The following is a 13,210-nucleotide window of genomic DNA, read 5'->3' on the forward strand; positions in this document are numbered from 1 at the left end:
GGTGCAGATTGAAAGAAACAATCTATGATAAGATATTTAAACCAACAACTTATACATTAGAAAATGGCAAGACAGTCAAACAAAGGGCTTCAAAAACTCCGTTAATACTGATTCTGATATTCTTAGCTATATATGCTTCTTTTCAAGCTACTGGAGTAGATCTTTCACTAATCTTTACACGAGGAAGTCAGTTCTTTGTTATTATTTTGAGTATGTTCCCGCCTAATTTTGGATTCATTTCTAATATTTGGGCCCCACTTTTTGATACTATCCAAATGTCTTTATTAGGTTCTCTTATAGGAGCTTTGTTTGCAATTCCTCTAGCGTTGTTATCTTCTAGCAATGTTATAAAAAACAGGTTGCTTAATGGATTTTTCAAACTGTTTCTAAGTATTTTAAGAACTTTACCGACTTTGGTTTTGGCATTGATTTTTACATTTCTGTTCGGTTTGGGGACTATGGCAGGAACATTAGCTATCCTTATATTTTCAGCCTCTTATGTTGGTAAATTAATGTATGAGCATATTGAAAATGTGGATATGGGTGCTTTTGAAGCGCATGAATCTATGGGTTTGTCTAAAGTAGAAGCCTTTAGATATGCCATTGTTCCGGAGGTTCTACCTACTTATCTATCTGTTTCTTTATATGCTTTTGAAGGAAATGTTAGATATGCTGCTATCTTAGGATATGTAGGCGCTGGAGGTATTGGATTGGTATTAAATGAGAGATTAGGCTGGAGAGACTACCCAAGTGTAGGAATGGTCTTGCTGGTTTTGATGGTCGTTGTATTCATTATTGAAAGAGTCAGTGAATATTTCAGACGCAAACTATCTTAGAGAGGGAGAGTAAAAATGAACGAAGCAATTCGAACACAAATGGGTAAAGCACCTAATCGTAAACTTTATTTTACAACTATTACCGTAATTGTATTAGCTCTTCTGATCTGGTCATTCCTTGGTGTAGATGTCACTGGATTAGATAAAAAAGGAACGGGTTTAGCTGTAAACATCGTTAAAGGTATTGTAGCACCGGATTTAGAATTCTTATTTGACTTTTCTAGCCAAGGTGTTGCATATTTACTATATGAAACGATTGCGATTGCCTTTTTAGGAACAATTTTCGGGTCCTTGTTAGCTATTCCAATTTCTTTTTTGATGGCACCGAGTGTTGTAAGTGGACCAGTAGCTTATATTACCAGGTTGTTTGTAATTTTTATTCGTACAATTCCTTCTCTAGTTTATGGGATTATGTTTATTCGTGTAACCGGTCCTGGAGCTTATGCGGGGGTTTTGACAATGTCAATTACGTCTATTGGGATGATTTCCAGGTTGTATGTTGATGTCATTGAAAACTTAGACCGTGGAGTACTGGAAGCGATGACTTCTATGGGGTGTACGACTTATGAGAAAATCCGTTATGGTATTTTGCCGCAACTCTTCTCAAGTTTCTTATCTACTACGATTTATCGATTCGATATGAATCTCAGGGATGCGACTATTTTAGGATTAGTTGGAGCTGGAGGAATTGGAGCACCATTGATTTTTGCCATGAGATCATACCGATGGAATCAGGTCGGAGCTATACTTATTGGATTAGTAATCTTAATTCTGGTTGTTGAAGTGATATCAAACAAATTAAGATCAAGACTAGTAAGTGGAACAAACTAATAGCTGAAGTAAGTCGAGAAGTTGCATCTTGAATGAGGTGCAGCTTTTTATTATATTGAACTAGGCAGTACATACGAAGAGGATTTATTAGAAGCATGTTTTGGAGGAGTTGCATGGGAATCAACAAGTTGTTTTTTAAGTATGTAAGCTTGAATGTATTGGGAATGGTAGGAATATCTCTGTATATATTAGCAGATACTTTTTTCATTGCCCAGGCATTAGGATCTAATGGGATCGCTTCTTTGAATTTAAGCATACCAGCATATGGGGTGATCAATGGAATAGGGCTGATGCTGGGTTTGGGAGGAGCTTCAAGATATAGTATTTTAAGTGCACAAAAGAAAATAAAAACAGCACAAAAAGTGTATGCACAATCTCTTATATTTGGAGTGATTATCGGAGGTGTTTTTTTAGTATTTGGATTATTTGGCTCAGGTCTAATTGCACGCAGTTTAGGCGCGAATAACGAGACACTTGCCAGCACCTCTATTTATCTACAGACGATACTCTTTTTTTCTCCGTTTTTTATTTTAAACAATACACTTCAGTCATTTGTTAGAAATGATGGTGACCCATCACTTGCTATGTCGGGCATGATGATAGGAAGTTTTTTGAATATTTTATTGGATTATATCTTTATATTTCCGTTAGATATGGGAATGTTTGGAGCTGCTTTGGCGACTTGTATAGCACCAATCAGTAGTATTGCAGTGCTGTCTATTCATTTTAAACGTGCTATAAATCAGCTGAAATTTGTTTTTCAGAAATTAAACTGGATTGTGCTTAAAGATATCTGTTACTTGGGGGCTACAGGATTTATTAATGAAATTGCTTCAGCGGTAGTTTTATTTTTATTTAATACAATTATTTTCTCACTTGAAGGAAATCTGGGCTTAGCGGCATATGGTATCGTAGCAAATATTTCTTTTGTAGTATTGTCATTATTTACAGGCGTAGCTCAGGGAGCTCAACCTTTATTAAGCGATAGCTATGGCAAGCGCGACTTGAGTAAAATAAAGCATGTTTTGACATTATCTATAATAACGGCTTTGGTGATTAGTGCAACGGTCTATTTGACGACACTTTTATTTAAATCAGGAATCATAGCCGCTTTTAATAGCGATCAAAGCACCCATGTAGCTGAAATGGCAGCAACTGGGCTAATTGTCTATTTTGTTGGTTTCTTTTTTGCAGGGATCAATACGATATCCACAACATATTTTAGTGCGACTGATCAGCCTAGACTTGCTTTATTCTTCTCATTGCTTAGAGGTGGCGTTATTATCATTCCGATAGTTTTATTGTTTAGTTATCTGTGGGGAATGAATGGAGTTTGGATGTCTTATGTAGCAGCTGAAGCAATCGTGGTATTATGGATCGTTATAAAGATGAATCCTCGCAAAAGGATTAGACAAGCTAAATAATTCAGTAATTTGTGAAAAAAAACAATCAGATGGTCAAGTGAGTCTGATTGTTTTTTAACATAGAAAATCTTGGTTTATGGAGTTGTATCCTGTATAGTAGCTATAAAGTTTTATAGGAGGACGGGTATATGAATAAGCAAAAATTAACAATAATTGGTATTGGTCATGTTGGTTCTTATGTATTATCAGATATAATGAAATTAGGACTGTTTTCAGAAATTGCATTAATTGATAGCAATGAAAATATATCTAAAGGTGAAGCGTTAGATCAGCTGCATGCTAATCCTTTTACTTTTATGCCGAATACAAAAGTCTTTTCTGGAACTTATCAAGATTGTGCAGATTCAGATCTTGTTATTGTTTCAGCTGGTGCCAGTATAGTGCCATCTGAAGAGGAAAAAATGCCGGATCGGGCTTTGCTAGCTGAAAATAGTGCGAAGATCATTAGAGAGATTATGGCAAATATTGTTGCTCATACAAATAATGCTGTATTAATTTTTATTACCAATCCTGTAGATACAATAGTACATATTGCAGAAAATGAATTTGATTATCCAGCTGGGAAAATTTTTGGAACAGGAACAATGCTGGATACAGCTAGATTAAAAAGAATATTAGCGGACAAGTACAATATTGATCCTAAAAGTATAACGGCTTATATGATGGGAGAGCATGGAATGACAGCTTTTCCCGTATTGAGTAGAGCTAACATACAGGGGTTTAAAATGAGTGAGTGGAAGGATCTTTTTGAAAGTACTGAAATTGATCAAGTTAGTATAAAAAATCAAGTAGTTCAGGCAGCGTATGATGTTTTTAACGGAAAAGGATGGACAAATGCCGGAATTGCTCAAGCGGTCACCACGCTAGTTAAAGCCGTTATGCTGGACGAAAGAAGTGTTTATCCCGTATCTACTACACTAAGAGGACAGTATGGATATAATGGAAATGTGACTTTGAGTATGCCATGTATTATTGGCAGAAATGGAATTGAAAAGCAACTAGAAATCATCTTAGATGAGGAAGAAGAAAAAATGCTGCGTGAATCTGCAGCGTATATTCAAAATATAATGAGTTCAGTAGGAGCAGGGATAAAGTCTATCTCCTGACTATATATATAAGAAAAAGCCTTCCATAACAGTAATTAATACGTTATGAGAAGGCTTTGAGTCTATCTGAAAAAATAAAATAAGTTGATTTTTATTAAAAGTCTAAAGTTTACTTAAATAATCTTTTGCGGTCTGCAGGTTCATATGAGGCGCTTTTTTCAGAGCTTCTGCAATTTTCTCTACTTGTGCGCCTTTTGCACCAGCACTGATTGCCAGTGAACGGGCATGTAATCCCATATGTCCTTTTTGAATTCCGTCAGTGACGAGCGCGCGGATAGCTGCGAAATTCTGTGCTAAACCTACAGATACTAGAATGCTTTCCAATCGTTTTGCATCAGGTTCTTGTAAAAGGGTTCTTGAAAGTTTCGCGGCAGGGTGAATGCTAATTGATCCGCCAACTGTTCCAATAGGTAGAGGTAAGGTTAATGTACCAACTAAATCTCCCTTTTCGTTTGTATGCCACTTTGATAGAGCACGATATTGACCGGAACGAGCTGCATAAGCATGAATACCTGCTTCGATTGCCCGCCAGTCATTTCCGCTTGCGACAACAACGGCATCTATACCATTCATAATCCCTTTATTATGGGTAACCGCCCGGTAAGGATCTACCCATGCCACTTGAGCAGCTTCTACGATTCTATCGCGTACTTCTTCTCCTGAAAAATTTGTAGTCTTCAATTTGTAACTGGGGATTGTACAAGTAGCAGTTGCTGTACATTCGGTGGCGTAGTTAGATAAAATACGCAATAATGCTGTTCCACCAGTTAACTCTTCGATGTAAGGAGCGATGCCTTCCATCATGGTATTCACAATATTGGCACCCATTGCTTCTTGCGTATCAATGTGTAAATGGACCACCAAAAAGGATGGGATATTTTCAGATGTATCTGATTCTAGAAGACGAACAGAAAGGTCCTTAGCACCACCACCACGTTTTACTATGGAAGGATGGGCTTCGTTTGCCTGGTCCAGAATTTCTTGCCTGGAATTTTTAATTTTTTTGATAGCAGTTGAAGGGTCAGCGACGTCTTTTAAGGTTACTTGTCCAATCATCATCCGTTCAGAGACTACTGTGGTAAATCCGCCAGCAGATCCAATGATTTTGGCAGCGAAACTTGCTGCCGCAATGACAGAGGGTTCTTCAATAGCCATCGGCACCACTGTCTCTTGATTATCAATTAGAAAATTCATCGCCACACCCAATGGTAAAGAATAATTTCCGATATAATTCTCGATCATATGCTCACCGATGTCTTGGCCTAAATCACCACCTTCGTTTTTTAAGTTGTCAGCTTGTAATTCGGTTAATAATTCTGCTTTAACCAGAGCATCGATTTTTTCTGTGTATGTTTTTTTATAAAACTTAGCTAAATATTCTGTATTCATTCCTGATTTCCTCTCTTGGTATTCCTAACTATATTATGAAGGACTAGAATGAAAAAAGGAAGCTAAAACCTGAATCGACTTGACAACGCTTAGAAAAATAAGGATAATAGTAAAAGTGTTAAGGTTCCTTAGCTCAGTTGGGAGAGCACTACCTCGACAAGGTAGGGGTCGCTGGTTCGAGCCCAGTAGGAACCATTGATATGACAGGCTTTTACAGCCTGTTTTTTTATTTCTCTATTTTCCGATGACGAATCAGTGACGAGTTAGTCATCGATAAAATTCGAGAATAATTCAGACGTCTGTTTTTGTGCAATATCAGAATGATGAACGTATCGATCCAGTGTCATTCGAACGTCAGCATGTCCTAATCGTTGTTGTGTCGCTTTCACGTCTTTCGTGACTTGTAAAAACAAGGTTCCGTGTGTGTGCCTTAAATCGTGAAATCTGATTAATTTCAGGTCAGCTTGCTTGCAGATGATTTGCATCGTTCTTCGGATGTTCCTAGGGTCAATATATGTGCCAGCTTCGGACGTACAGACGATATCGGTTTTGAACACTTGATTTTTCTTATGTTTTTTCAGTATACTAATTTGGGAATTAGTTAAATAGATAGTGCGTTCAGAGGAATCCGTTTTAAGGGTTCCTCTTTTTTTCGTCATCCGATCTAAATTGTATCTTACATAAATTTCTTGTTTATCAAAGTCGATATCTGACCAATGAAGGGCTAATATTTCGCCTTGTCTCAATCCTGTATTCAATGCAAGCCAGAACACTATATAAGCGTTAAACGCTTTAGAATGCTCTAAAAATCGCTTCATTTCGTCTTTATTCCAGATACTTGTTTTTTGGTATCTGACACGTGGTTTTTCTACGTTGATCATCGGGTTTTTCTTGATTTCATCCCACTTAATGAAAAGCTTGAAAACTTTATTCATCAAATTGTGAAGACGACTGATCGTCGATGATGAAAGCGATTCTTCTTTTTCTGTCCAGAGTTTTTGGACTTCATACGACTTGATTGAGACGATTTTTCTATGACCGAAAACAGGGCTGATATGCTTATTATAATAGAGTTTTTCGATGTGGATAGTCGTAGGCTTCATCTTCTTTGGTGCGATCAATTTGAAGTAGATTTCAGCGCATTCATCAAAAGTCTTATCGGTTTCTTTGAAGTAAGATCCCGAATAGATCTGATGTTTGAACTCGACTTCATCTTGTTCGGCTCTTTTTTTGTGTTTGTGCCAACTTCCTGTTGCTCTTTGATTATTAATATAGACATTTGCTCTGTATCTTTTTCCTGATTTTACGGTTTTTTGTTCTATTGACATTTTTTGTTCTTCCTTTCTGTTTGAGCAAAAAGAAAAAACAATCATACATACAAATTGAGTATATATGATTGCTCTATTCAGTTCAATCAATCGTTGGGTTGCTCGTTGATCCATTCATTTAAAAAAGAACGAGTTTGACTGACTGGAAACAGCCATTTTCTACCCACTTTTCTTCGGATTTTTTCGAATCGGGGATCATGGAAAAATCTGATTTCGATAAATCCTTTTGACATTCCTGTAATTTCCTGTAAATCTTCCATTGTATAGAAAAGCTTGTTATTGTCGATGTTTGATAGATGTTGTTGGATGTTTTCTAAGATGATTGTTTCGATTTGATCGTGATCGATTTCGATATTGATCAGTTGTTTTTCTGTTTGCATAATTTTCATTTTCCTTTCTTTTTAAAATGATTATATTTTTTATCGATGTAGCCAGCTTCGTTATCGGCAGGAGCGTGATAATGTGCAGACTTTGCCCAATCGTCACCATCGCAAAACGCATCACATTCGTTTTTTTCGACGAAAAGGGTGTATCGAACGTGCTTCATGACCGTTATCAAAAACTCTTGTAAATCGTCTTCGAAATCGGGTCTAGTAGGATAATAAGATCCGTTTGGCAATGCTGTCTTGATTTGGTAAGCCATATATTCGCCGTTAATTCGATTCAACACATATGTTAAAAATTGAAATGTTTCGGGGTCAATTTTTTCTTTTGAGCCATTAAGCGCATTCCGCGCCATATAAAAACTGTACATGATTGAAGAAAAATTCGAATATAATTCTCTCGGATCACTTACACCCAAAATAAAGTTTTTACGTTCTTCTTCCATTTTTTTGGCGAATGAAAACATTGTTCTCATCCAAACTCTCACTTCATCAGTATTTTGAAAAACTCTCGGTTTTTGTTTTTTCCTAGTTCTAGGTTTTGTGATGCTTCTGATAGTCTGTTGTTGATTTTGTTCGGCTTTTTTATATAACATATGGAAACCTACTTTCGTTTAAATATATTTGCTAAATAGTGGATTCGTTGCTGTCTTCGAGAAATGATCATCTTTCAAGTCTTCTTTTAAGCGATGAACTTTCTGCATTACTTCAAAAATTGCGAGCGCAAAAGGTAGTTGATCAAATTCTGCAAAAGCTAAATGATTTTCGATCCATTTGATGTGTCCGTCAGAATCTGTGATCAGATAATCGGCTGGATCGCTTTTATAGAAGGCGACATCTGAATACAGATCATTGATCAATTTCATTTTTTGATCCTGTGACTCATATTTTTCGGGATGTTTTGCTAGATCCTCCAATTTGTTGTTCATTAAATGAATCGCCTGTTCTCTGATTGATACTTGTTTTTTTGACATAATGATCACTTTTCCTCTCTTATTTTGCCCACGGTTTGCCTTCAATTTGGTAAAGTTTTCTGTATTTATTAACCCAAAAAATGTGATCATTGTTCGGCTCAAATTCGGATCTGAATGTTTCGAGTAAATATTCGATCAATTCTTTATCGGTACCATCGCCAAAAAGATGATTTACTTTGTAAAGTGCTGGAAATAATCCGCTATTTTGAATTAAATAATCAATCGTCTGGTTGAGTAGGCTGTTTCTTGAGTTCGGAGTTTGAAAACTGAAACTCTTTTTATCCAGTAAATCGATCATTTTTTTTGTTTCTGGTGTGGGGCGATTAACATCGCCCTTTTTTGACGGTTTGGTGTAATAAATACCATATTTATCTAGAATAGAACTAACGATGACGTCTTTCAGCTCTGTTTCAGATTGACATTTTTTAATCACATCAGTTAATTGGTGGGCATATTGCCCTTTATATTCTGCTTCAAACCTGACCCAGTCGTCTAATTCTTTGGCTTCTTCTCGTAAATGCCCCATATTTTTTTAAGCTCCTTGTTCAGCTTTTTTGTCATAAATCCTTAAAATGGCGTTGTTATTTTCTGATCTTTTTCCGACATATAGTGTTTGAGCATTAAAATCTTTGCTGACATCTCTAATAGATGATTGATTCTTTTTGAATTTTTGCTGTTTTTTGACTTTAGACATGATTATATCGAAACTCCGTTCTGCCACTTTCTAAAGATCGATGGATTTTAGCAATATCGACATTTTCATTTTTAAAGTCGACAGCCATATCTATTCTAGATAGTCTGAATGAGTATTCATCATCAGAAATCATCTGGAAAAACGTATGCAGATGAATCTTTTCATTGAAAATGGTCTCATAGTTTTTTCGATATTCTGCCCATGCATACGCTGAAAAGTAAATTGAAATCCCCATTTTGATGTATGTCGGATGATAAGCGATTCTGAAATAGAATGGAGAATTTTGCAATTCATATCCAAAGATGTAGCTTTTCAGAATACCTCCATCAGACTCAGCAATTGGATAGTTCGGGAAAACTGTCAATAGCTTTGATTTGATCAAAAACGTATTGATCAGATTATCAGCAATATGTTCATCCCATTCTTCAAATTCAAAATTTAAATCGGTCGGTTGTAAAATGATTGTGAATTGATCAATGTCTGGCGTTACTGACATGGCTGTCATCCTTTCAAAAACGTTGAACAACGTTTTTATTGATTGTTTTTCGGTTAAAACGTTGCTGTAGCAACGTTTTTGGCGTATGGAACATCGGTTTTTCTTGTGGGTGGAACTCCCCTTATTAGAAGTAGGGGAGTTCAAGAGCAGAGAACTGGCGGGCTACGCCCGCTAGGCAATCTGATCGGGCTACGCCCGATCAGACCACTTCGTTTTGCCCTGATCAGTTCTACAGCTCAGAGTTCAGAGCTTGCTGATCAGAGCTGTTCTTCTGCCACAACAGAGCTGGATCATTCGATCCGCCATCAAAAGCATCAATAAACTTCAAATAAGGAAAACTGAACAATTTAGGCTTTGACATGGTGTCATCCAAATAGACCCCTTGACCTTTCCCGAATCTAAAAATTGGCACATCCGAACTTGACTCGAATGCTGTCGAATAAGTTGTCGTTGTCGCGTTTCCCAAAACAATCTTCAACAATAAATTTGAGCGAATTGCTGTCGGTAGCGTTGTCGCATCAGACTTTTGCATAATTAAGAGTAAGAAAACGCCTGCACCTGCGCCACGTTGAACAACAGCTGTCAGATGTCCTAAGACCTGTTTCTTTTCTTTTGACTCAAGTACGTTGATAAAAGATGAAAACTCGTCAAATACTAGAAAAATAGGCTCTAACTTCACGTCTCTATAATCGCCAGTCATTCGAGTTGCTGTCGCTTTTTCCATTTCTTTTTCACGTTCAATTAAACGTTGATAAACCTGTTCAATTAATTTAATTAATTCTTCTGTTGTTACTGCTGTTTTTTTAGGATCGACCCAATTACCGATTTTTCGAAGCTGATCATTTTTCGGATCTGCAAAATACAAATGATAAGTAGTTGATTTATTGATCATTTGTAACAATAAGCCTATTAAACCGTACGTTTTCCCCGTTCTAGTTGCTCCCACGAGTAAAATATGCTTCAAATCAGCGGATAAACGTCCATCAAATCGAATCTGATATTGATTTGTAGTTTGATTCGACCAATCGAGAAAGCTAGACAACTCGGTAAAAACATCTTGATTTTGTGAGTCTGTCGCATAAAAATCGAAAATGAACCAATCGCCATCATCCGATTGATAAACAGTTTCAACTTTGAAACCTTTCAAAGCAGGGGTAAACGTTGCTTTTTCCAATTTCTCGTGAAATTCGACTGAATCACGAATGATCAATCGACCAGTATTCAATTGTTTATCATCAAATTTGATTTTGATTTTAGGAAGTCGAACTACTTTTTCAGTTACGTTTTGGTCATCTGAATAGCTAGCCAAAATCAATTCTTTTCGGATTTTCAAGATCAGAAAGTATGATTTGATTGATTCTTTTCCCTTCCAAATCCGATTTCGAATTGACCAGATTGTTGAAAAAATCAATAAAGAAAGTAGCAACAGAACTACAGACATTTGAATAGCTAACGTTGGATCAAATTGATAATCTAAATTTAAATCGGTCAAAAGATTATTGAAAATTGGTGTAGCCACTTTTAAAATAATTACGACCGTCAAAGTTAAAGCGATCCAAATAGAAAAATAAATTCCATTTAACTTTCTTTGCGTCATTCTCAAAATCTTTTCCACCTTTCTAAAAAAATCTGTGAAGTAGAGAATAAATCATCCCTACTTCACAAAATATTTTTATTGTTTTGGTTGTTTTGGTTGTTTCGGCATCACAGTTAGATCAGAAAAAAGAATGGAAACTTGTTCCCCAAAACTATTTTCATAGCCAACCGCTTTTTCGAGTTTGTCCAATTCAATTTTTACTGGCGTGCCTTTCGGAGCTTCAAAGTTAGTATTACTAACTTTGATGTCAAATTGTTCATACGCCAAATTTGCAATTTTCTTACCCTTTTTTGTTTCGCCATAATCCTCGGTGTCTTTTGTGCACATCACCGTTACATTTTTACCGATAATGTTTTCTGTTTTTTTTCCGTCAACATAATCAAACGCATCTCGAACACCGACGACAATATAACTTTTTGTGTTTGGATCGAACAATCGATCTGTGTCTACTACTCTACTTACAAATAAATACTGATTTGGAATTCTTGCCATTTTCTTTTTCCTTCTTTCATGATTTTTGTATTTTTGTATAGAATTCACAAGGCGCCTTGTTTCTTCTACCTGTGTACATATTAACATCTAAAAAGAGTAAATACATCAATTTCAAGTCAAATATGACTGTTTTTACAGTATTTAACCTTTCGCAATCCTTGTGTACATAGAACGTTTGTGATATGATCAGTTTACAAAATGAATAAAGGAATGATAGAAATGGAAAAAATGAACATAAGACAAATTTTAGACCGTTTAAATGAAGAAGTTGGATACAAGGGACTAGATAACACTGGAAAAAATACTGAAGATCGGGATGATGTAGTCAGCAGGCAAGCTTTTAATAATTGGATCAGAGAGTACAAAAAAATAACAGACGGATCTGGAAGAAATGAGATTAAACCAATAAAAGTTAATCAATTCGAAACACTGTATTTCAAAGCAGACGTTGAACGAATCATTAAAATCTATAGATCCAATCTAAAAAAAGCCTTCAAAATGAAAACAGTCGAATTACCCAACAAAACGATCTTTCTAAATGGAAAAGAAATCACACTCGATCAAAAAAGAAAACGAATTGCAAAAACACTATTAAATCATGATCCAATGGCTAAAATGACAGAAGAAGAAGTTGAGCAATTTATTGAAAATCGAAAAAAAGAAATTATTGAATCACTATTAAATATGAAAGAAGTCGAGTATTATGCAGTTCAATCGATAATTGACGGAAGTCAAATAAAACAAGCAGATCTATTTGAAAATTGCGTTAAAAAAAGCACCAGCTGATTGAATTAATCAGTAGGTGCTTTTTGCTGTATGTAGGATCATTTTTTTCTTTTTGCGATGACGAAACGATGACGAGTTTAAAATTTTTATGGTAAATTATAGATAATTGAATATCGTAAAACGTTGATTTGACAATATTCAAGTCAGTTATAGTGCTATATATTTTCTACCTATCCCCTCGACAAGGTAGGGGTCGCTGGTTCGAGCCCAGTAGGGACCATACATTAGAGAGTGGGGCAAGTTAGAGTGCCTTCACTGATAAAAAAACCGTAATTATCAGTATTTTCTGATAATTACGGTTTTTTTGTTGTTAAGCCAAATATGTTGTTAGATTTCCTTCAGTAAATAATAAAGAAAGGACGCCTATAAAACGGAATTAATTGTCCCACAGAAATACCCTTTGAATGTTACACTTTGCTGCCATAAAAATCGTAGCACAGCTGCATGAGTTTTATATATTTACAGCTTGTTCAGATCACAATGGATAGTGGGGGCGAACCATATTCAACCCTTCAAGAATTTATTGATCACTCAATTATTGAAGAAAGAGTAGAAGACAAGTATCTTTCACAAGATGAAATGGTAGGAGCGGTAGTCGCTGACTTAGAAACTATAGCTGATTCACTAAAAGAAGGTGCAAAATTAACAGATGAACATGAAGACTTTCCATCAAATGATATGCTGATTGCAATGAAAGGAAGTGTTGATAAGCATATCTGGATGTTGAAAGCTTATTCAGGAAATGCAGCAGACGCATAAGCAAAAACTTAGAACTTTAGCAAATCGAGTACTAGAAATCGTCATTGATTTTTAGTGCTCGATTTTTGTAATAGGTTTTAAGCCCACCTAATATTTTATAAAAATTACCGAAAAG

Annotated in this window: 16 protein-coding genes and 1 tRNA gene; 7 read left to right on the forward strand and 10 right to left on the reverse strand. The window is 35.9% G+C overall.

Annotated features, from left to right (window positions below; all coding sequences use genetic code 11):
- Window positions 1-8: 8 nt before the first annotated feature.
- From phnE (BM212_RS06370) to BM212_RS06385, 4 genes are all read left to right on the forward strand, one after another.
- The gene (gene phnE / locus BM212_RS06370) at window positions 9-836 is read left to right on the forward strand and encodes a phosphonate ABC transporter, permease protein PhnE (RefSeq protein ID WP_198033981.1); all 828 of its coding nucleotides are present in this window, start codon (window positions 9-11) and stop codon (window positions 834-836) included.
- Window positions 837-851: 15 nt separating this feature from the next.
- The gene (gene phnE / locus BM212_RS06375; protein WP_072693760.1) at window positions 852-1,667 is read left to right on the forward strand and encodes a phosphonate ABC transporter, permease protein PhnE; all 816 of its coding nucleotides are present in this window, start codon (window positions 852-854) and stop codon (window positions 1,665-1,667) included.
- 113 nt (window positions 1,668-1,780) lie between these two features.
- Window positions 1,781-3,091, forward strand: coding sequence for an MATE family efflux transporter (locus BM212_RS06380; protein WP_177206366.1), 1,311 nt, complete (start codon window positions 1,781-1,783; stop codon window positions 3,089-3,091).
- 128 nt (window positions 3,092-3,219) lie between these two features.
- Window positions 3,220-4,197: an L-lactate dehydrogenase gene (locus BM212_RS06385; RefSeq protein WP_091897377.1), complete on the forward strand. Its 978-nt coding sequence runs from the start codon at window positions 3,220-3,222 to the stop codon at window positions 4,195-4,197.
- Window positions 4,198-4,299: 102 nt separating this feature from the next.
- On the opposite strand, the gene BM212_RS06390 is transcribed toward BM212_RS06385, so the two are convergent.
- A complete protein-coding gene (locus tag BM212_RS06390) occupies window positions 4,300-5,586 on the reverse strand; it encodes a hydroxymethylglutaryl-CoA reductase, degradative (protein WP_091897380.1) in 1,287 nt (428 codons plus the stop codon).
- A gap of 122 nt (window positions 5,587-5,708) precedes the next feature.
- Here BM212_RS06390 and BM212_RS06395 point away from each other — a divergent pair.
- A tRNA-Val gene (locus BM212_RS06395) sits at window positions 5,709-5,781 on the forward strand.
- Window positions 5,782-5,849: 68 nt separating this feature from the next.
- Here the strand turns inward: BM212_RS06395 and BM212_RS06400 are convergent.
- The 9 genes from BM212_RS06400 to BM212_RS06435 all read right to left on the reverse strand — a co-directional run bounded on the left by BM212_RS06400 (window position 5,850) and on the right by BM212_RS06435 (window position 11,550).
- Window positions 5,850-6,914, reverse strand: a complete 1,065-nt coding sequence (locus tag BM212_RS06400) for a tyrosine-type recombinase/integrase (protein WP_177206368.1) — start codon at window positions 6,912-6,914, stop codon at window positions 5,850-5,852.
- 86 nt (window positions 6,915-7,000) lie between these two features.
- On the reverse strand, window positions 7,001-7,294 hold the full coding sequence (locus BM212_RS06405; RefSeq protein ID WP_091897386.1) for a hypothetical protein: 294 nt from the start codon (window positions 7,292-7,294) through the stop codon (window positions 7,001-7,003).
- Between the two features lie 5 nt (window positions 7,295-7,299).
- Window positions 7,300-7,893 (reverse strand): hypothetical protein, encoded by a 594-nt coding sequence (locus tag BM212_RS06410; protein WP_091897389.1) that lies wholly within the window; start codon window positions 7,891-7,893, stop codon window positions 7,300-7,302.
- An 18-nt stretch (window positions 7,894-7,911) separates the two neighbouring features.
- Entirely contained in the window at window positions 7,912-8,271 is a 360-nt protein-coding gene (locus BM212_RS06415) for a hypothetical protein (RefSeq protein ID WP_091897392.1), read from the reverse strand.
- A 19-nt stretch (window positions 8,272-8,290) separates the two neighbouring features.
- Entirely contained in the window at window positions 8,291-8,797 is a 507-nt protein-coding gene (locus BM212_RS06420) for a hypothetical protein (protein ID WP_091897395.1), read from the reverse strand.
- 6 nt (window positions 8,798-8,803) lie between these two features.
- The gene (locus BM212_RS12420) at window positions 8,804-8,965 is read right to left on the reverse strand and encodes a replication initiation factor domain-containing protein (RefSeq protein ID WP_143744916.1); all 162 of its coding nucleotides are present in this window, start codon (window positions 8,963-8,965) and stop codon (window positions 8,804-8,806) included.
- Window positions 8,958-9,461 carry a hypothetical protein gene (locus BM212_RS06425; RefSeq protein WP_218149692.1) on the reverse strand — a complete coding sequence of 168 codons (504 nt, stop codon included), beginning with the start codon at window positions 9,459-9,461 and terminating at the stop codon, window positions 8,958-8,960. The genes BM212_RS12420 and BM212_RS06425 overlap by 8 nt, the downstream gene beginning before the upstream one ends.
- A gap of 229 nt (window positions 9,462-9,690) precedes the next feature.
- Complete coding sequence (locus BM212_RS06430) at window positions 9,691-11,064, reverse strand: type IV secretory system conjugative DNA transfer family protein (RefSeq protein WP_091897398.1); 1,374 nt, start codon at window positions 11,062-11,064, stop codon at window positions 9,691-9,693.
- A 69-nt stretch (window positions 11,065-11,133) separates the two neighbouring features.
- Window positions 11,134-11,550, reverse strand: coding sequence for a hypothetical protein (locus BM212_RS06435; protein ID WP_177206370.1), 417 nt, complete (start codon window positions 11,548-11,550; stop codon window positions 11,134-11,136).
- 219 nt (window positions 11,551-11,769) lie between these two features.
- Here BM212_RS06435 and BM212_RS06440 point away from each other — a divergent pair, with 219 nt between their 5' ends.
- Window positions 11,770-12,336, forward strand: coding sequence for a hypothetical protein (locus BM212_RS06440; RefSeq protein ID WP_091897401.1), 567 nt, complete (start codon window positions 11,770-11,772; stop codon window positions 12,334-12,336).
- A gap of 444 nt (window positions 12,337-12,780) precedes the next feature.
- Complete coding sequence (locus BM212_RS06445) at window positions 12,781-13,095, forward strand: Dps family protein (RefSeq protein WP_091897405.1); 315 nt, start codon at window positions 12,781-12,783, stop codon at window positions 13,093-13,095.
- The last annotated feature ends 115 nt before the right edge of the window (window positions 13,096-13,210 follow it).

This window comes from Marinilactibacillus piezotolerans (assembly GCF_900114235.1).
In the GTDB taxonomy this organism is placed as follows: Bacteria; Bacillota; Bacilli; order Lactobacillales; family Carnobacteriaceae_A; genus Marinilactibacillus; species Marinilactibacillus piezotolerans.